The organism is Exiguobacterium sp. TDN 0502, assembly GCF_050846835.1.
In the GTDB taxonomy this organism is placed as follows: domain Bacteria; phylum Bacillota; class Bacilli; order Exiguobacteriales; family Exiguobacteriaceae; genus Exiguobacterium_A.
Genome location: NZ_JBOZGJ010000001.1, coordinates 441,371 through 460,025, shown reverse-complemented (window position 1 = coordinate 460,025; position 18,655 = coordinate 441,371). Strand labels below are relative to the sequence as shown.

The window sequence follows — 18,655 nt, the reverse complement described above, 5'->3', positions numbered from 1 at the left end:
AATTCGCGCAGGAGCGTGATGTTACTATGTTATGGACTGCGTCCATCGTCTGTTTTATCGCCGCCTTACTGATCACACCCGTCGTGAAACGCTTTGCGATTGCAGTCGGTGCCGTTGACAGTCCGGACGCGCGAAAAGTACATGTCCGAATCATGCCGCGACTTGGCGGACTCGCGATTTATATCGCGTTCATGATCGGTTATTTTATCTTACAACCATCGAGTCCGTACGCGACGCATATACTGGTCGGCGGATTCGTTATTATTTTGACTGGCGCCTTCGATGATCGATTCCAACTCAATGCCCGCCTGAAACTGATGGGGCAAATCGTTGCCGCCGTCATCGTCTTAAACGGGGGCATCCGGATCGAATTCATCAATCTGCCGTTCGACCAGCAGCTGTATCTCGGCTGGTGGAGTGTGCCGCTGACGTTCCTTTGGGTCATCGGGATCACGAACGCCGTCAACTTGATTGATGGATTAGACGGACTAGCGGCCGGTGTCTCGAGTATCGTCCTGTTGACATTGATCAGTCTTGCCGTCATCCAAGGAAACGTCTATGTGACGATCGTCGCAATCCTCTTATTGATGAGCACGTTCGGCTTCCTCTTCCATAACTTCTATCCGGCGAAGATTTTCATGGGTGATACCGGTGCCTTGTTCCTCGGGTACATGCTTGGAGTCTTGTCACTCCTTGGATTCAAGAACGTGACGTTGTTCTCGCTTGCCGTTCCGGTCATTTTGCTCGGGATCCCGATTTCCGATACGCTGTTTGCGATCGTCCGGCGGGTCCTGCAAGGAAAACCGCCATTTGCACCGGATAAGGCCCATTTGCATCACCGGTTGCTCGACCTCGGTTTTACGATGCGCCAAGCTGTCCTCGTCATCTACGGACTCTGTGCCATCTTCGGGATGACGGCGATTCTTTTCTCCCAGACGAACTCGCTCGGTGCTCTCGTGTCACTCGTGATGCTGCTGCTTGTTCTCGACATCTTAGTCGAGTCGCTCGGGTTGCTCGGCGAACGCTATCGTCCGCTGTTAAGTTTGTTGGAACGCTTTACATCGAAATAACATCTGACAATGACCGCTCACGTTCTGGGCGGTCTTTTTTAGAAAGGAAGTGTTAAATTGGAACAACAATTGAATCAACGTATCGTTTACTTGGATGTGTTACGTGGTTTTGCTTTGTGTGGTATTCTGTTCGTCAATATGCCGAGTTTTCTGGGCGATCGACCGAATGCGATGATGGGGGAGGTAGACCAATGGATCCGTCTATTCTTTGATCTCTTCATCCAGACGAAATTCTATACGTTGTTCAGTGCCTTATTCGGGGCAGGATTTTATCTGTTCATCAATCGGTTACGCCAACGTGGTCTACCGATGACGATTTTCGCAAGACGGCTCGGAATTCTGCTCATCATCGGCCTCGTGCATCTTGTCTTCTGGCAGGGAGATATCTTACATACGTATGCACTGACTGGTTTTATCTTGTTGTTATTTGCAAAAACCAAGCCGATCACGAAACTCCTATTTGCGATAGCATTTCAAATCTATGCCATTCTACTCTACCTACTTATTTTTTGGGGTGCTCGTCAATTTGGCGATGTTCCGCTCGTCGAAATGGATGGAACACTTCAGTCGTTCGTCGCATCGCGCGATATTCTCGGGTTTTTGTTGCATCATGCGACGGTTCAATTACCAGAAGCGCTTATGAATTCCGGTGTCATTTGGCCGGAAATTTTATCATTGTTCCTGATTGGAGCCTACTTGATGGAACGTTTCAATACAGCGCCCCCTTCGAACCGCTTCCTCTGGTGGACGCTTGGAATCAGCTTGCTGCTGACACTTCCAGCGTTCGCAGGAATTATTCAAGCACATGCGGATGTACCCGACGGATCGATCAATCTGTTTTATGTCTGGCTGTCAGGACGAACGCTCGCTGTTACGTATGCTAGTGCTGTTGCGTTACTCGTCCGTGCCGGGCGAATGAACGGGTTTGCGGCACTCGGGCGAATGGCATTGACGAATTACCTGATGCAGACACTCGTCTTCACACTGTTTATTTTCCTGAGTGGTCAATATGAAACGACACCACTTTGGCAAGGATTACTGCTCGTCTTACTTCTTTTGACTACTCAAGGTATCGCTTCAAACAGATATCTCCAGTCTCATCCACAAGGTCCCATGGAGAAATTGTGGCGAAAAGGGACATATGGGAAGGAAAAACGTTGAAGTTCACAAGAACTTAACATCTTTTGTGTAAAATGAAAGAGGGAGGTGACACATGCATCGTTTAATGGAAATCTTTCTTGTATCGTTTAAGCTCGGACTGACGTCGTTCGGTGGTCCGGTCGCGCATCTTGGGTATTTTTATGAAGAATATGTCAAACGGAAAAAGTGGATCGATGAGAAAGCATATGCGGATCTTGTCGCACTCTGTCAATTCCTTCCCGGTCCTGCCTCGAGTCAGGTCGGTATGGGCATCGGTCTGATCCGAGGCGGGGTAGCGGGGGCCATCATTTCGTTCGTTGGCTTCACGTTACCATCGAGTATCGCTTTGACCGTGTTCGCGATCCTTGCGACGCAGTTCGATGTCGCCGAAGCCGGATTCATTCATGGACTGAAGCTCGTTGCGGTTGCGATCGTTGCTGACGCCGTCCTCGGTATGGGGATGAAGCTTGCGACCGGTCTTAAGCGCATGACATTGATGCTGCTGGCGCTAGCCGGCGTACTGTTGATTGCGCACCCACTGGCACAAGTCGGTGTCTTAGTGCTGGCAGGTCTCCTTGCCTTCTTTTGGTTCAAAGAAGAGACGGCGACGGGGGGAACCTTGTCGATTCGTATGCCACGCTTCCTTAGCGCCACAGCCCTCGTTCTGTTTTTCGTTTTACTCGTCGTCACACCGTTTCTCGCGCAATCTGCGACGGGAACCGTCCAACTGACGAGTATCATGTACAGTGCGGGAGCACTCGTCTTTGGGGGTGGACATGTCGTCTTGCCGTTTCTTGAGCAGATGCTCGTACCTGGATTGATGAACACGGATACGTTCCTTGCTGGTTACGCTGCTGCACAAGCGGTACCGGGACCACTCTTTACCTTCGCGACGTATCTCGGGACGGTGATTTCAGGGGTTTCCGGAGGGCTGCTTGCGACACTCGCCATCTTCCTCCCAGGATTCCTGCTCGTCATCGGTGTCTTACCGTACTGGGAACGCATTCGGAAGAACCAATCCGTTGGACGGATGTTGATCGGAGTCAATGCAGCCGTCGTCGGTATCTTACTCGCGGCATTATACGATCCGATTTTTACATCGAGCATAAAAAGTGGACTTGATTTCTTGATCGCTTTCGGATTATTTTGTCTGTTACGTTTTTACAAGCAGTCACCGCTTCGCATCGTCCTGCTTGGCGCGGTGCTCGGGTTTCTTTTCTTCTAAATAACAAAGCGGCAGTGGACAAGCATCCACTGCCGCTTTGTTATTTAGACGTCACGTGCGGGTCAAGAAGACGAGTTCAATCTCATCGCGGAACGCGCGCCGAGTTTCCGTGAAGCCGAAGCGAGCATAAAGAGCGAGCGCGGGTTGATTACGCGCGCCGGTCATGACATGTTTCGCGTGACTGTGTTCCAATAGATGTTGCAGCAAGGATCGTGCGATGCCTTGGCGGAAGTATAACGGATCAACGACGAGACGGGTGATCGTCATATCGTCAACCGTTACGGCACCAGCAAGCGTATCGCCCACGAGAAAAACAAAGCCGATCGGTGCTTCGACGCCGATTTCCTCCAATGTTTCGCGTAAGGGTGGGAAATCAATAACGTCGAGTAATGCTGCCTCTACCTGGTAAGCACGACGTTGCACCTGTAACAGTGATGCATGATCAGTTGGTTGAAGCGGACGAATCATCTGCAGCCTCTGTCGTCATGCCGTCCGTCGTCTCATCCAGAGGCAAGTTGAGTTGTTCCTTCAACGTCGTCTTTGCGTCCGCAAGGGAAGTCGGATCAAGCTGATAGTAATAGACGCCATTGATTTTCGCATCCGTTCCTTTTAAGTCGATCCGGTTGATCGAACCGATTTTTTTGATGAACGGTTGCAACTGAAAAGCTTCCGTCAACGACATGTTCGTTTGGAAATTGTCTCCTGTCGCATCCATCAGACCGTTCAGTTTCGTGATGGAACCAAAAGAAGTCGATTGTTCGACGATGGCTTGGACGATCTGTTGTTGCCGTTTTGTCCGACCGATATCACCTTCAGGATCCTGGTAGCGCATGCGGGCATAGGCGAGTGCCTCTTCACCGTTCAATGTCTGTTGTCCCGGCTCCAATTTGACGCCGTTGCGCTTATCGGACGAGTCGAGCGTATTGATCGGTAACTTGACGTCAACATCGATTCCGCCTAACGCGTCAACGATCGCAACGACGCCATTGAAGTTGATCGATGCATAATAATCAATCGGAATATCAAGCAAAGTTTCGACCGTTTCGATCGTAGAATCGATGCCTCCAAAAGCATAGGAGTGATTGATCTTATCTTCATAACCGACGGAAGGAATCTCGACGAGTGAGTCACGGGGGATACTGACCATATCGACGGTCTGATCATTTTTGTTGAATGTCGCGACGATCATCGTGTCAGCGCGGGAGGAGGTATCACCAGGACGCTCATCCGTACCGACGAGTAAGACGGAAAAATGATCTTTCGTCAAATCAATCGCGGCTTCCCGTTTTTCGGATTTATCTCCTCGGGCTAAATCGACTTTCGTTTCATTCGCAGTCTGAAAAGTTTTATAAGCGACATAAGCGAAGGTAGCACCACCTCCGAGTAAGACGACAAGGAAACTGATGACGAACACTTTGAACCAGGAACGCTTTTTCTTTATCTTTTTATTACTGCGGGTTCGCTCTTCCACGTGAATTAACTCCTAACTTAACTGAAATTTTAAAAAACTTTAAAATTCTTTACAATTAGTATAGCAGGTCAGGAAATAATGTCACGTTCGAGGTAACGCGTAGAGCCGCTTGACAAATCAGCTTGACCGTTTGTCATGTTCGTCATCCAGTCGAGAAAATCGGGAACATCAGCGGTCTTGACGAGGACGTCGATTTGAACCTGATCTAAATAATGAATCTGATCAATCGGATGGACGCTCGCTCGCAATTCGTTCTCGAGTTTTCCGAGCCATGTGTAGTCGACGTTGACGGAAACGACGGTATGCTCGATCCGTTCGACGACACCGACTGCGTTCAGGGCTTCCGAGACACTTGAACCATACGCACGGATCAATCCACCGCCGCCGAGCTTGATGCCGCCGAAATAGCGTGTCACGACGACGACCGTATCGCGTAAGTCACGTTTTTTCAAGACTTCAAGCATCGGAACACCCGCGGTTCCGCTCGGTTCTCCGTCATCATTTGCTTTTTGAATCTCATTTCGTTCGCCGATGACGTAGGCGGAGCAATTATGGTTCGCATCATGATGTTTTTTTTTCAGCTCGGAAATGAACGTCTGTGCCTGTTCTTCCGTCGTTGCGCGGGCTAAATAGGTGATGAATCGTGACTTTTGAATAATGATTTCGTGGAAACCGTTTTCTTTTACTGTATAATAATTAGATAATGTCATAATCAAAAATGTCCTCCTCGTTAGACTAGTTCTTTCTAGCATAACGACGTTCCAAGAGAGAGACAACCGTAGACGACTGGCAAGGAATGGAGGGAGTACCATGACGAATGAGATGAGGGAGCGGCTATCCTTGAATGATATCGTACAGAACATCATCGGCGTCGTAGAAGAGAGTCGAGAAGAAATCGTCCGAATCACGGAAAGTTCACGTGAGCAATATGCGGAAATCCAGCAAGAACTACGCGACCTGAAGATTCGGGTGCACGACTATATAAAAGAAGCAGAACGACTCGAACGGCATATCAAGGATGCGAAGGCGCGACTCGTCGTCGTCAGTAAAAACTTCGACAGCTATTCGGAACAGGATGTCCGCTCGGCATACGAGACGGCGAATGCGTTACAACTTGAATCGTTCATCAATCAACGAGACGAGATGAATTGCCGTAAGCGACGCGATGAACTGGAGCGCCGGCTGATGCAGCTAGATGAGACAATCGAACGGGCGGATCAATTGATTGGACGTGTTTCGGTCGTCCTGAACTTCTTGACGGACGATATGCAGACGATGAATGAAAAGTACGAGAAGGCGATGCAAAAGCAGGAAATGGGTCTAAAAGTATTCCAATCCGCCGAAAACGAACGTCGCCGATTATCGCGCGACATGCATGACGGACCTGCGCAGACGCTTGCCCACGTCCTGATCCGGGCAGACTTGATTGAAAAGATTCATCAGCATAATGGTGCCGAGGCAGCCTTTGAAGAAATCCATCGTCTGCGGACATTGATTCGAGACGGACTTGCAGACATACGTCGCATCATATATGATTTACGTCCGATGACGCTTGACGATCTCGGATTCGTTCCGACACTCGAGCGCTATCTTCGTCATATTCAAGAAATTTCGAACATTCCGATTCACTTCAATTATCTCGGTGGCGGGGAACGGATTGATTCGACGTATGAAGTTGCTGTCTTCCGAATCGTTCAGGAAGCTGTACAAAATGCAGTAAAACATTCCAAAGCGAGCGACATTCGTATTATCATAGAACAATATCAACATTCCGTGCGGATCCATGTAAAGGATAACGGCGTTGGATTCGAGTTCGATTCCATCGTCGCTTCATGCGACGAGTCATTCGGACTTGTCGGTATGCGGGAGCGAATCGAATTGATCGATGGTGAATTCGAGATCGAAACGCAACCCGGAAAAGGTACGGTCATCAAGGTCAAGATTCCGATCGAGGAATCCGAAGCGAGAGGGGAAACACTGTGAATAACGAGCAAGTGAAAGTAGTCATCGTCGACGATCATCAGTTATTCCGCGAAGGCGTCAAACGAATTCTTGATTTTGAAGAAGAGTTCGTCGTCGTAGCGGAAGGGGAGAGCGGAGCGGAAGTCATCCCGCTCGTCGAAACCCACCAACCGGATATCGTCTTAATGGATATCAACATGCCGCAAGTCAACGGTGTCGAGGCCACGAAACGTCTCATGGAAGTGTATCCCGATGTACGCGTCATCATCCTATCGATTCATGATGATGAGACATACGTCATGCACGCGCTCGGTGCCGGAGCCGTCGGTTACCTCTTAAAAGAGATGGCGACGGATGAACTCGTCAATGCGATTCGTTCCGTTTATCGTGAAGGTGGCTATGTCCACCCGAAAGTCACACCGAACTTACTACAGGAATACCGCCGTCTGATGAAGATGAAACAAACGATGGCGTCACAACCTGTTGAAAAGCGTGTCGCGGAAGCACCGCTTCACGTCTTGACGCGTCGCGAGTGCGAAGTCTTGCAACTGCTTGCGGACGGGTTCTCGAACCGGGCGATCAGCGATACGTTATACATCAGTGAGAAGACGGTCAAAAACCACGTCTCGTCGATTCTTCGGAAGATGAACGTACCAGACCGGACCGGTGCCGTCGTCGAATCGATTCGTCGCGGCTGGGTCGTCGTCTGACCTTTAGAAAGACAGGAGCGCTGCTCCCGTCTTTCTTTTTTTATCCAGTGAAAAATGCTACACTTAAAAGCGATTGTGGCGTGTCATATTCGGCAGCGCCACGACGGAACTATAAAAGCGAGGAAATTCACGGATGAGCCAGATTGTGATTTTAACGGATAGCACAGCCTATCTGCCTACTACTTATTGTGAAGACCATCAAGTGCATGTCGCACCACTTAGTGTCATCTTCGAAGGTGACGCCTACCGGGAAGGTTTCGATATCTCAGTAGCCGATTTTTACGAACGAATCCAAACGGGAAGCCTCCCGACGACCTCACAACCGAACATTGGCGATCTCGTAGCCTCGTTCGAACAGTTGCCGGCAGGAACGGACATCATCGGGATTACATTGTCGAGCGGGATCAGTGGAACGTATCAAGCGTTACATACGATCAACATGATGCTCGATCATGTCAACGTCCATCCAGTCGATTCACGTATTTCCTGTATGCCGCAAGCGTTTCTCGTCCAAGAGGCTGTTCGTTTGCGAGATGCAGGAGCCACGGCGGAGACGATCGTGAATCGCCTGGAGACATTAAAAGAGCAGATCCGGGCCTATTTCGTCGTCGACGACCTCGAACATTTGCAGCGAGGTGGACGATTGAGCGTTGCGCAGGCCTTTGTCGGATCGTTTCTGAAAATCAAGCCCGTCCTTCATTTCGTTGACGGGAAGATTGTCCCGTTCGAAAAAATCCGGACATTCAAGCGTGCCGTGAATCGGATCGAGGAAATGATGAAGGAAGACATTCAGGGAGATGGCACGGGTTACGTCATCGGTGTCATTCATGCGGAAGATTCTGCAAAAGCGGAAGCGGAAATCAGTGAACTGGCGAAACGGTTCCCGCAAGCCCGGATCGAGATGAGTTTCTTTGGACCGGTCATCGGTACGCACCTTGGACCAGGTGCGATTGGGATCACGTGGTACAAATCAGCAGAATAAAAAAGAAGCAGCAGGCGTTCTCGTAAGAAGAGAATACCTGCTGCTTTTGTATTGTAAAAATGAGCTTTTGTGAAAGATGCCGATGTGGAGCCGGGCGATCGTGATCTAGACTGTATTGTTCTCTTCCACATCGTGCCCGGAAAGCTCAACCGTGTACAAAGCCGGTATGAAGGAATCGGGCTCGATTCCCGGGAAGAAGCCATCCAAAAGGAGGAATGCTGATGGATATTCGGGGACGAATCGTACCGCTCGAAACAATCGGGACGATCTTACCGACATACCGAGTCTTCCCTGCCGTGACCTGGTGTTGCCAGCGGTGCGGTGCGCTACCGGTGCGGGGGGCTTGTACCTGTAAAAAGGTGTGTTATTATTGCCGGAAATGCCTGGCTTATGGCAAACTCCGGAGTTGCGGAAAACTGGTGACGGATCCGCGCAGGCTGGATCCGGTTGCCCCGTCGACACATGGACCGCTGACACTGACGTCCGATCAGCAGCGAGTCGCCCAAGTGATTCAGCGGACCGTCTTAAAGAAAGGGCGTCTGCTCGTCCACGCTGTTTGTGGCGCCGGTAAAACACCGATGCTTTTTCCGGGAATTGCAGCCGCACTCGCAAACGGACGCCGCGTACTCGTTGCGGCACCCCGGGCTGATGTCGTCCGGGAATTGACTGCACATTTGAAACGGGCGTTTACAACTGCTACGATCGTCTCCCTGTACGGTGGATCGCCCGAGCGTCTGCAAATCGGGGATATCACGGTCAGTACGACGCATCAATTGATTCATTACCGAGACTGCTTCGATGTCGTCTTCATCGATGAAGTCGATGCCTTTCCATACCGGATGGACCGGACGTTACGGCGTTTTGTCCGGCGTGCGATGACGCAGGATGCTGCCATGATCCTCTTGAGCGCGACACCATCGTTTTGGCACCGACGTCTGCCGACGGTCCGGCTGATGCGCAGGTACCATGGTCATCCACTACCGGTACCGCGACAAGTCATTCCCTATACGTCGCAGACGGTTCGCGATTGGCTGAAGCAGCACGATGGTGCGCCGCGTCTCGTATTCGTTTCCCGCATTGCGGAACTTGACCGGTGGCAAGGCATACTTGCTGCGAGCGGATTAGACGTCGAGACCGTCCACGCCGCTGATCCGGACCGGATCGAGAAGGTCAAGCGGTTCCGGACCTCGACGACTATCCTGTTGACGACGACGATTCTCGAACGAGGTGTCACGATTGAAAATGTTCAAGTGATGGTGTTGGATGCCGATCATGGATTCAGTGCAGCAGCCCTGATTCAAATCAGCGGGCGTGTCGGTCGATCCACCGTGCATCCGGATGGCGATATCGTATTTTGTGCGAACGACCGGAGTGATGCGATGTATGAGGCGGTTTATCAAATCAAGCAAGCGAATAAGAGGCGCGCATGAGCCGGTGCCTGTTCTGTCAAGAGGTCTATCTACCTAGTTGGGAGCTCGGAAATCTCTGGACTAGGCAAGTGACCTGTCCGACCTGTAAAATAAAGTTTGTAAAAAGAGGGGAATGCGTCGATTGTGGAAAGCCGGGTCCAGTGTGCTGTTCAGACTGCGCAGAATGGCGAAGACAAGGGCTGACGCTCCAAACAGCACCTCTTTATCTATACAATGATGCAGCGAAGGAGTTCATGCATCGCTTCAAGTTTCTCGGTGATACCGTCCTACTTGAGATGTTTATGGATGAGCTGAAGAAGGTAAAAATCAAGCAAGCAGTTCTTGTGCCGATTCCGCTGAGTGCGGAACGAATAGCTGAACGCCGTTTTAATCAGGCGGATGAAATCGCGCGGCGGATACGCGGAAAAATCGTTCCTTGTTTAAGTCGGATTGATGGTCCTGCGCAAAGTAAGGCAGGACGACAAGCGCGACTGACGCGTCGCAATCCATATCATGTATCCGGTGACGTCAAAGGGCGGAAGATCGTCCTCGTCGATGACGTCTATACGACGGGTGTGACATTGCGTCAGGCGATGTTTCGGCTCAAACAAGCAGGAGCGGATGAAATTTCTGCTGTAACTTTATTTCGAAGTGTTTAAGAAAGTCACATTCCTGCCGATACTCTGTATGAGGTGAAGGAAATGGATGTCATCAATTGTAAATCTTGCGGGAAGTTAGTCGTGCGTCAATCTTCAGAACTGTGTATTGATTGTATACGACAGGATCATACGAATTTCGAGAAGGTACGTGAGTTCCTGCGAGAACGACGGAAAATCCGGACTTCACCTAAAGATGTCGAGATCGAAACGGGTGTCGGTCAAGATACCGTCTTCCGCTACATCAAGGAAGGGCGCTTATTGATCTCTGAGATTTCCCAAATGGAAATCATATGTGAGAGTTGCGGGAAACCGTCCCGTGAAGGCACGATTTGTGCCGCATGTCGCGATCGTTTACGACGCGACCTCGCCCAGGCGATGCTTGACTCTTCTGACTCTTCGAAACCAAGGACGTATCGGACTTGAACTAAGAATCTTGTAGTCTAGAAAGCAGGTGTTCACATGCGAATTGATTCTACGAAATGGGTGAACATGCCCAAAACGTACGAAAGAACTCAACCAGTAGAAGGAACAAAAAACCAACGCACGAACCGCCCAGACGAAGTCAGCATCTCAAGTGAAGCGCGTGCGCGTTTCAATGAGACGCAGACGTCACGGACGGAAAAGATTGAATCCCTTAAACAGGCAATCCAGGATGGAACCTATAAACCGGATGCGAAAAAAATCGCGGAACGTTTCTTGAACCTATAACAGGGACATCGTAGACAAAAGAGGCGACTCGGGGCACGGATGCGCGGGTCGTTTTTTATATGAATAGAACGGGATTTAGATTCGGAAGGAGAAACCGAATGCAACTCATCAATCAACTCAACGAGGCGCACATCGTCTTACTGAAGTTAGCGGAAGAGAAAAAACAGGTTCTGATCGCAAATGACATGCGCCGTCTGTCTGAAATCGTCAAGGAAGAACCCGTACATATCAAACGGATCGAAGGGCTAGAACAGGAGCGTCTCGCCCTCATGGGGGATATGACGATGACGGAGTGGATCGCCTCACATCCGGAAGATGTCGCGTCGCTCCGGGAATTGCTACAGACGATCGGCCAGCTACGGCAATTGAATGCACTCAATGCAGAACTTCTCGAACAGTCGTTGCAGTACTTGGATTGGCATCTGCAATTATTGATACCGGAAGCGGATGATTTCACATATGGACAGTCTGCATTGAACCAGACACATTTCAATCGAAACGCGTAAGGAGGAATACGGATGGGATCGACTTTCATGGGGCTTGAGACAGGGCGTCGGGCGTTAACGACGAACCAGTGGGCCCTGCAATCGACAGGAAACAACATTGCGAACGCCGGAACGGAAGGATTCTCCCGTCAGCGTCTCGTCATGGGAACGACGGAGCAGTTATCGATTTCGCTCGGTTCGGGACGAAATGGTCAAATCGGGACCGGCGTCCGGGGAGAGATGATTGAACGGATTCGCGACGTCATGCTCGATAAACAGTACCGGGACGAAGTGACGAAGGTTTCGTATTACGGAACAAAGGAAGCGGCATTCGGCCGGATGGAGGACATCATCAACGAACCATCGGATACAGGTCTTGCGAAAGCATTCGACGGATTCTGGGAATCTCTGCAGACGTTATCGACGAACCCGCAAGATTCCGGTGCCCGGAGTGTCGTCCGTCAAAAGGCGGAGACACTCACACAGACGTTCAATTACATGGCAAAAGCGATCAACCAGGTGAAATCGGATTTAAAGAGTGAGATCGAAGTGTCGACGAAAAAGGTCAACGATCTCCTGCAAAAAATTCACAACATCAACACGGAAATCCATGTCGTCGAACCGCTCGGTACCTTGCCGAATGCGCTCTATGATGAACGCGATCGTTATTTTGACGAGCTCGCTCAATATGTCGATTTCGAAAAAGTGACGGTGGATGCCCAAGCGATCGAGAATGGCGAGATGGGGAATGCCCTGCGGAATGCGGAAGGACGGATCGACGTCCAAATCAAGTTCCCGAACGGCGACAAGCTTCTTGCCGTCGACTCCGACTTGCCAAAAGCAGGAACGTTGACGTTCACGACGAACGATCAGGGGCTCTACACCGGCTTTAAATCAGAAACACAAACGTATACGTTCGACCAATTCGGCGGGTTTTCTACCGGACGCCTGACGGGATTGATCGAGATGTACGGACAGGAGCGCGACGGTCAAATGACCGGGGAATACGTCAAGATGGAAAGCCAGCTCGATGAGATGGCGAAGACGTTCGCTGACGCGTTCAACGCGGCCCACGCGACGAACTTGAAAAAAGACGGCACGGCTGGTTCGGATGCCTTCTTCATGGCAACAAGCGGTGAGATCACGGCAGCGACGATTGCTGTTGGGTCCGATATCAAAGCAAGCCTCGACAACATCGCGACATCGACCGACGGCAATATCGGTGACAGCCAAGGGGCATTGAAGCTTGCGAGGATGAAGACGACGAGCATTGAATTTACGAAGTCGCAGACGACAACGACGATCGGTTCGTTCTACCAGAACGTCATCGGCAACATGGCAGTAGCAACCGACCAGGTCGGACGCCTCGGAAAAAGCGCTGCTGTCCTGATGGAAAGTGCGGATCAACGCCGCATGTCGATGTCAGCCGTCTCGATCGATGAAGAGATGACGATGATGATCCAGTATCAACATGCCTATAATGCAGCAGCACGAAATATTACGACCGTCGATGAGATGCTTGATAAAATCATCAACGGTATGGGACTCGTAGGACGGTGATGAATAGATGAGAGTAACACAAACGATGTTGACGAAGACGAATATCGGACATTTATCCTCAAGCTATCAGCGCTTGAGTACACTCCAGGAACAATTGATCAGTGGCAAGAAGATTCAGCGTCCGTCCGATGATCCGGTCGTTGCGATGCAAGGGGTCCGCTACCGGACGGAAGTACGGGAAGTCGAACAGTTCAAGAAAAATGCCAGTGAAGCAACGGGCTGGATGGATTTGACGGATTCCGCCCTCAACGAAGTCACGTCAGCGATGAGCCGGATTCGCGAGCTGACGACGCAAGCGGCGACGGATACGTACGATGCGACGCAACGTAAAGCAATCCAAAGTGAGGTCGGGCAACTGATTGAACATATCGGAACACTCGCGAATACGAAATACAATGAAAAAGGCATCTTCAACGGAACGAAGACGGATACGGAGTTCGTCTCGATGGATGGCTTGCGCGATTATCTAGCAAGTGCGACAGGTGCTGTTAACGGTGTCTTCACAGACGGCGATCCGACCGGGAAGGAGACGGAAGCGATTCAATACGAAGTCTCTTCTGGCATTGAAGTCCAAGTCAATATCTCACCGTTGAACGTCTTCGGACCCGATACGTTCGAGACATTAAAGAAAGTCTATGATGCGCTCGGGACGAACGCCGACAACAATGGTGCTGAGCTGTCCGGCATGTTGAAAGACATCGACGGGATGCTCAACAAAACGGTCGAGACCCGTGCGGATCTCGGGGCACGCGTCAACCGGATGGATCTGAACACGTCGCGTCTAGAGGATCAGGAAATCATTGCGAAGACCGTCATGTCGAACAATGAAGACATCGAAGCGGAAAAAGTCATCATGGACCTGAAGTCATACGAAACGTTGCACCGGGCAGCGCTCAGTGCAGGGGCTCGTATCATTCAGCCGACATTGCTTGATTTCTTACGATAAGGAGTGAAGGCAGATGAATCTTCCGCACCTTGAAATGCGGCAGACAGCGGCACGGATCGGTATGAACATCACGCGTCCGCAAATCGAGCAGAAGCAGACACCTGCCTCCCTATCGATTGAACAGCCGCGTGGGGAACTGTCGCTCGAAACCGTTGCCGCGCGCCTGGAGATTGATTCAACACAAGCCTGGATCGAGATGGGACGCGTTCCTGCGCTCGAATCCGTCCGTCAGTATGCTGCCTATGGTCGGCAAAAAGGACAAGAGGCCGTCGCGCAACGTGCATCTGAAGGGGATCAGCTGATGCGGATCGAGCAGGGCGGCGATGCGGTCGCGCGGATTGCACAAGCAAACGATACCCCACCGGCTGAAGTGACGACACTCGGGTTCATTCCCCGCAGTCTCGACCGGGTCAAGACGACCTATACGCCGGCTGAGGTCCGGGTGAACTATACCGCGAATCGTCCGAAAATCGAAGTCGAAACGCATCGACCGGAACTGACCGTTCAAAAAGGACAGGTCGAGATTTACTTACAGGAACAAAATCAACTGAATATGTGGCCGGTTGGCGGCATATTCGATGGGGAAGGATAACGACATGCAGATCGAAACTGATTTTTTTGGAACCATTACGATTGACGAGACGGAAATCATTACGTTTGCGTCTGAATTACCAGGTTTCCCGGACGCCAAACGCTTCATACTGCTACCATTCGGAGAAGGTGTTCCGTTCTGGTCGTTTCAATCGATTGATCAGCCGGAATGTGCGTTCGTCGTGACGAATCCGTTCTGGATTGATCCCGAGTATGTATTCGAATTACCGGAAGCAGCAAAGGAGCAACTCGGAATCGAGGATACGGCACAGGTCGCCGTCTATACGACGGTCACGTTACGTGATCCGTTCAGCCAATCGACGACAAATCTGCGGGCACCGTTCGTCATGGAGACGAAACAACGACTCGCGAAACAAATCATCCTGGACGATACATACACGAATCGTCATCTGATCGGCAGTCTGACGGAAGTAGGTGGTCGCTGATGCTCGTACTGAAGCGTAAGACAGGGGAAGCGATTCAAATCGGCGACGACATCGAACTGACGATTCTTGCGATCGAAGGCGATCAAATCAAGCTCGGCATCAAGGCACCACGCCAGGTCGATATCCACCGGAAGGAAGTCTATCTGTCGATCCAGGAAGAGAATACGGAAGCTTCCCGCAGTACCGGCTTGATTGGACAACTGTTGAAACAACAGGAAAAATAATAGCATTTGAATGTCATTGGAACGTATCTTTCCTTGGAACGATCCGCTTCAAATCAAGACGAACAGACTCCCTTAGCCTGAATCTAGCGCAAAGGGAGTCTTTCTTATCATGAAACAAATGCTGAAACGCGTTGAATCGTGTATAGTAATGAAGAGAAAAGAAACCTTTTGAGCCAAAGAGGGAGTTGTCAGGAATGAATGAGACGAAGCAGCTGAAAAAAGACGCGAACCGTGTATTGAAAGCGACGAGTCGCACCTTCTATATTCCGATCAGTCGACTATCGCAGGACTTACAGGAAGCGGTCGGTGCTGCTTATCTATGTATGCGCGCCATCGATGAGATTGAAGACCATGAGGATTTGGCAACAGACGTCAAGACGATGTTACTGCGGGAGACGGCATTGTTGATGCGCGGAACGTTTTCGGCTACCGCCTATCTTGAATTGATTGCGCCGTATACGGCACAGTTACCGGAAGTGACGCTCCGTCTACCGGAGTGGATTGCTTACTGTCCGGCCGCAATCCGTCCGAAGGTGCTTGATTCGACGGCGGAGATGGCGGAAGGCATGGCGGTCTGGGCTGAACGGGACTGGACGGTCGAGACGGAAGCGGATCTTGACGAGTATACGTATTATGTCGCAGGGCTGGTCGGCGTCATGTTATCCGATATCTGGTACTGGAAAGCGGGAATCGTCACGGATAAACAGCAAGCGATCGGATTCGGTCGTGGTTTACAAGCTGTCAACATCCTCCGTAACCAACAGGAAGATGCGGAGCGGGGTGTCGGTTATTTCCCACCCGGTTGGACGACGGATACGATGTTCGCCTATGCGCGTGAAAACCTCGCAGAAGCCGACGCCTATCTCGCCTCGATCCCGAAGGAAACGACGATTTATGAGTTTTGTCATATTCCGCTCGCGCTCGCACACGGAACGCTCGATGCGCTGGCAAAAGGAAAAGAGAAACTCAGTCGCCCGGAAGTGTTGAAGATTGTCGGCGCTGCCGTACTAAAACGATAAACATGAAAAAACAGCCGTCCGTTTCCGTCAGGGAAGCGGGCGGCTGTTCGTTTAACGAAAGAAGTAGAAAGCTAATCCGATCAAGGCGGAACCGATCCAAATCAAGGCGATCGTCCGTCCGTAACGCAACCGATAACCGGCCCGGTACGACAAGAATAACCCGGTAGACATGACGAGCAGGGCGACGAAAAACGTCAGAAACAGGGACAGGTGTTGCATACAATCGTCTCCTTTCGTCAACGCAGATCAGATAGATAGGTCATGACTTTCTCTTCGTAGGCTTTTCGGTCATGGGCATACGACTGGACGTGTCCGCCGTTTTCCGTCACGTAGAGCTCGGAGCGCGGCGCGGCTTTTTGAATCTTCATGCTTTCCGTAACCGGAATCGCATCGTCGTCCTTCCCGTGAATCAACAGGATCGGATACTCGATCCGCCGGACGGCTTCGACCGGTTTGACCCGCTCTGGATTGAGTCCGGTCAGGGGAGGCGTGATTTGAAGGATGACTGGTGTGAACGGGAAGTTCGGTAGTCCGCTCCAGACCGGGAGATTCGTTGCGAGATAATTCTCAAGGTCACTGAACGGACTGTCGGCGATGACACCGACGACATCCGCCTTTGGAGCGGTCACGAGAGATGTTGCAGCCCCCATCGAGATGCCGTACAGGACGACTGGTTTAGAAGACCGCGACTTTGCGTAGCGAACGGCCGTCAGCAAATCATCTTGTTCCTTTGCACCGACCGTGACGCGTTTGCCATCCGATTCACCGGATCCGCGGAAATCAAACGTCAGGACATTATAGCCGGCATCGTGAAACTTTTTAAACAGAGGCAGGACAGGTACATCCTCCTGCTCGCGATTTTTTCCGTAGCCGTGGGCGAAGACGATGGTCAGCTTCGCGTCTTCACTCGGCATCCACCAGCCGGCGAGTCGTGTCCGGTCCTTATAAGACCGGAACGTGACGTCCTCATAATCGAGACCTTCCGCTTTTTTCGGTGTCGTCGTCAAGGCTTCGCGTTCTGGTTGCGTCAGCGAGGATCCGACGTATCCGGAAATCCCGATCACGATGATGACGGCAAGCGTGACGATGATGATGACGCCGCCGATGATTTTCTTACGATGTTTTTTCCACACCCGTGTTCCTTCCCTTCGTTCGGTTAATGGATATCTTTTTTCTTGAAGCGACCGCCGTGGACATCATGGATGTTGCCGATTGCGATAAACGCCTGTTCATCAAAATCACGGACGATGTCCTTGAGTTTCGATTCCTCGAGCCGGCTGATGACACAAAAGATGACTTTCTTCCCGTCACCCGTAAAGGCGCCTTCGCCGTTTAAGTACGTCATGCTGCGGCCGAGCCGGTCCATGATGGCAAGACCGATCTCTTCGTAGTTTTCGGAAATGATCCAGACACTCTTCGACTGATCGAGCCCGTCGATGACGACGTCGATCGTCTTGAAGGCGACGAAATACGTAATCAAGGAATACATCGCCCGGTCCCAACCGAAGACGAATCCTGCGGCGCCTAAGATGAAGACGTTGAAGAACATGACGATCTCACCGACGGAGAACGGCGTCGAACGGCTGAAGGAGACAGCAAGGATCTCCGTTCCGTCGAGTGATCCGCTCGACCGGATGACGATTCCGACACCAATCCCGAGAATCAGACCACCGAAGACGGTCGCGAGTAAGTCGACCCGTGTCAACGGACCGATATGTTCGAGTAGTTTCGTTGCGATTGCCATGATGAAGATTGCATACAACGTCGATAAGGCGAACGTCTTTCCGATCTGTTTATAGCCGAAGAAGATGAACGGGATGTTCAGGAAGAACAGCCACAAGGCGAGCGTTGTATTCGTCACCTTTGAGCCGATGATCGAAATCCCGACGATTCCTCCGTCAATGATGTTATTTGGAACAAGGAATCCTTTTAGTCCGATGGCGAAGATGACGGCACCGATCGTCAGCATCAGCATCCGCCGAAACAGTTGTCCTTTCGTAGAGCGGCGATGGTGTTTCGTAGGTAATGGTAACTGCATGCCATTCCTC

General features: G+C 51.0%; 23 protein-coding genes. 17 read left to right on the top strand and 6 right to left on the bottom strand.

All coding sequences use genetic code 11. The annotated features are described in order from the left end of the window. Positions 1 to 26: 26 nt before the first annotated feature. Genes ACRPK8_RS02260 through chrA form a run of 3 tightly spaced genes read left to right on the top strand, consistent with a single transcriptional unit; the run spans position 27 to position 3,435 of the window. Positions 27 to 1,070, top strand: coding sequence for a glycosyltransferase family 4 protein (locus ACRPK8_RS02260; RefSeq protein WP_432236716.1), 1,044 nt, complete (start codon positions 27 to 29; stop codon positions 1,068 to 1,070). A gap of 57 nt (positions 1,071 to 1,127) precedes the next feature. Next, the gene (locus ACRPK8_RS02255; protein WP_432236715.1) at positions 1,128 to 2,231 is read left to right on the top strand and encodes a DUF418 domain-containing protein; all 1,104 of its coding nucleotides are present in this window, start codon (positions 1,128 to 1,130) and stop codon (positions 2,229 to 2,231) included. 52 nt (positions 2,232 to 2,283) lie between these two features. Continuing rightward, a complete protein-coding gene (chrA, locus tag ACRPK8_RS02250; protein WP_432236714.1) occupies positions 2,284 to 3,435 on the top strand; it encodes a chromate efflux transporter in 1,152 nt (383 codons plus the stop codon). A gap of 51 nt (positions 3,436 to 3,486) precedes the next feature. On the opposite strand, the gene ACRPK8_RS02245 is transcribed toward chrA, so the two are convergent. The 3 genes from ACRPK8_RS02245 to ACRPK8_RS02235 form a co-directional block, all read right to left on the bottom strand. After that, complete coding sequence (locus ACRPK8_RS02245; RefSeq protein WP_432236713.1) at positions 3,487 to 3,903, bottom strand: GNAT family N-acetyltransferase; 417 nt, start codon at positions 3,901 to 3,903, stop codon at positions 3,487 to 3,489. Then, positions 3,878 to 4,906, bottom strand: coding sequence for an LCP family protein (locus ACRPK8_RS02240; protein ID WP_432236712.1), 1,029 nt, complete (start codon positions 4,904 to 4,906; stop codon positions 3,878 to 3,880). The genes ACRPK8_RS02245 and ACRPK8_RS02240 overlap by 26 nt, the downstream gene beginning before the upstream one ends. Before the next feature lie 68 nt (positions 4,907 to 4,974). Further along, positions 4,975 to 5,616, bottom strand: a complete 642-nt coding sequence (locus ACRPK8_RS02235; protein ID WP_432236711.1) for a YigZ family protein — start codon at positions 5,614 to 5,616, stop codon at positions 4,975 to 4,977. Between the two features lie 100 nt (positions 5,617 to 5,716). Here ACRPK8_RS02235 and ACRPK8_RS02230 point away from each other — a divergent pair, with 100 nt between their 5' ends. From ACRPK8_RS02230 to ACRPK8_RS02165, 14 genes are all read left to right on the top strand, one after another. Continuing rightward, a complete protein-coding gene (locus ACRPK8_RS02230; RefSeq protein WP_432236710.1) occupies positions 5,717 to 6,889 on the top strand; it encodes a sensor histidine kinase in 1,173 nt (390 codons plus the stop codon). Beyond that, positions 6,886 to 7,578: a response regulator gene (locus ACRPK8_RS02225; RefSeq protein ID WP_432236709.1), complete on the top strand. Its 693-nt coding sequence runs from the start codon at positions 6,886 to 6,888 to the stop codon at positions 7,576 to 7,578. The genes ACRPK8_RS02230 and ACRPK8_RS02225 overlap by 4 nt, the downstream gene beginning before the upstream one ends. 133 nt (positions 7,579 to 7,711) lie before the next feature. Next, entirely contained in the window at positions 7,712 to 8,560 is an 849-nt protein-coding gene (locus tag ACRPK8_RS02220; RefSeq protein WP_432236708.1) for a DegV family protein, read from the top strand. 221 nt (positions 8,561 to 8,781) lie between these two features. Next, positions 8,782 to 9,990: a helicase-related protein gene (locus ACRPK8_RS02215; RefSeq protein WP_432236707.1), complete on the top strand. Its 1,209-nt coding sequence runs from the start codon at positions 8,782 to 8,784 to the stop codon at positions 9,988 to 9,990. Between the two features lie 233 nt (positions 9,991 to 10,223). After that, a complete protein-coding gene (locus ACRPK8_RS02210) occupies positions 10,224 to 10,628 on the top strand; it encodes a ComF family protein (RefSeq protein ID WP_432236706.1) in 405 nt (134 codons plus the stop codon). 42 nt (positions 10,629 to 10,670) lie between these two features. Next, positions 10,671 to 11,051: a hypothetical protein gene (locus ACRPK8_RS02205; protein ID WP_432236705.1), complete on the top strand. Its 381-nt coding sequence runs from the start codon at positions 10,671 to 10,673 to the stop codon at positions 11,049 to 11,051. A 36-nt stretch (positions 11,052 to 11,087) separates the two neighbouring features. Then, positions 11,088 to 11,336 carry a flagellar biosynthesis anti-sigma factor FlgM gene (gene flgM, locus ACRPK8_RS02200; RefSeq protein ID WP_432236704.1) on the top strand — a complete coding sequence of 83 codons (249 nt, stop codon included), beginning with the start codon at positions 11,088 to 11,090 and terminating at the stop codon, positions 11,334 to 11,336. Positions 11,337 to 11,434: 98 nt separating this feature from the next. Further along, positions 11,435 to 11,842, top strand: a complete 408-nt coding sequence (locus tag ACRPK8_RS02195) for a flagellar protein FlgN (RefSeq protein ID WP_432236703.1) — start codon at positions 11,435 to 11,437, stop codon at positions 11,840 to 11,842. A 12-nt stretch (positions 11,843 to 11,854) separates the two neighbouring features. After that, on the top strand, positions 11,855 to 13,381 hold the full coding sequence (gene flgK / locus ACRPK8_RS02190) for a flagellar hook-associated protein FlgK (protein WP_432236702.1): 1,527 nt from the start codon (positions 11,855 to 11,857) through the stop codon (positions 13,379 to 13,381). Positions 13,382 to 13,388: 7 nt separating this feature from the next. Then, positions 13,389 to 14,327: a flagellar hook-associated protein FlgL gene (flgL, locus tag ACRPK8_RS02185; RefSeq protein WP_432236701.1), complete on the top strand. Its 939-nt coding sequence runs from the start codon at positions 13,389 to 13,391 to the stop codon at positions 14,325 to 14,327. Between the two features lie 13 nt (positions 14,328 to 14,340). Beyond that, positions 14,341 to 14,919, top strand: coding sequence for a DUF6470 family protein (locus ACRPK8_RS02180; RefSeq protein WP_432236700.1), 579 nt, complete (start codon positions 14,341 to 14,343; stop codon positions 14,917 to 14,919). Between the two features lie 4 nt (positions 14,920 to 14,923). Then, the gene (fliW, locus tag ACRPK8_RS02175) at positions 14,924 to 15,364 is read left to right on the top strand and encodes a flagellar assembly protein FliW (RefSeq protein ID WP_432236699.1); all 441 of its coding nucleotides are present in this window, start codon (positions 14,924 to 14,926) and stop codon (positions 15,362 to 15,364) included. After that, positions 15,364 to 15,588: a carbon storage regulator CsrA gene (gene csrA / locus ACRPK8_RS02170; RefSeq protein WP_035410102.1), complete on the top strand. Its 225-nt coding sequence runs from the start codon at positions 15,364 to 15,366 to the stop codon at positions 15,586 to 15,588. Before fliW ends, csrA begins: the two co-directional genes overlap by 1 nt. A gap of 194 nt (positions 15,589 to 15,782) precedes the next feature. After that, positions 15,783 to 16,607 carry a squalene/phytoene synthase family protein gene (locus ACRPK8_RS02165; RefSeq protein ID WP_432236698.1) on the top strand — a complete coding sequence of 275 codons (825 nt, stop codon included), beginning with the start codon at positions 15,783 to 15,785 and terminating at the stop codon, positions 16,605 to 16,607. A 51-nt stretch (positions 16,608 to 16,658) separates the two neighbouring features. On the opposite strand, the gene ACRPK8_RS02160 is transcribed toward ACRPK8_RS02165, so the two are convergent. From ACRPK8_RS02160 to ACRPK8_RS02150, 3 genes are read right to left on the bottom strand one after another with little or no spacing between them, the layout of a single operon-like run. Beyond that, on the bottom strand, positions 16,659 to 16,826 hold the full coding sequence (locus ACRPK8_RS02160) for a hypothetical protein (protein WP_432236697.1): 168 nt from the start codon (positions 16,824 to 16,826) through the stop codon (positions 16,659 to 16,661). 17 nt (positions 16,827 to 16,843) lie between these two features. After that, positions 16,844 to 17,740 (bottom strand): alpha/beta hydrolase, encoded by an 897-nt coding sequence (locus ACRPK8_RS02155; protein ID WP_432236696.1) that lies wholly within the window; start codon positions 17,738 to 17,740, stop codon positions 16,844 to 16,846. A gap of 23 nt (positions 17,741 to 17,763) precedes the next feature. Continuing rightward, the gene (locus ACRPK8_RS02150) at positions 17,764 to 18,645 is read right to left on the bottom strand and encodes a YitT family protein (protein ID WP_432236695.1); all 882 of its coding nucleotides are present in this window, start codon (positions 18,643 to 18,645) and stop codon (positions 17,764 to 17,766) included. Positions 18,646 to 18,655 lie beyond the last annotated feature (10 nt).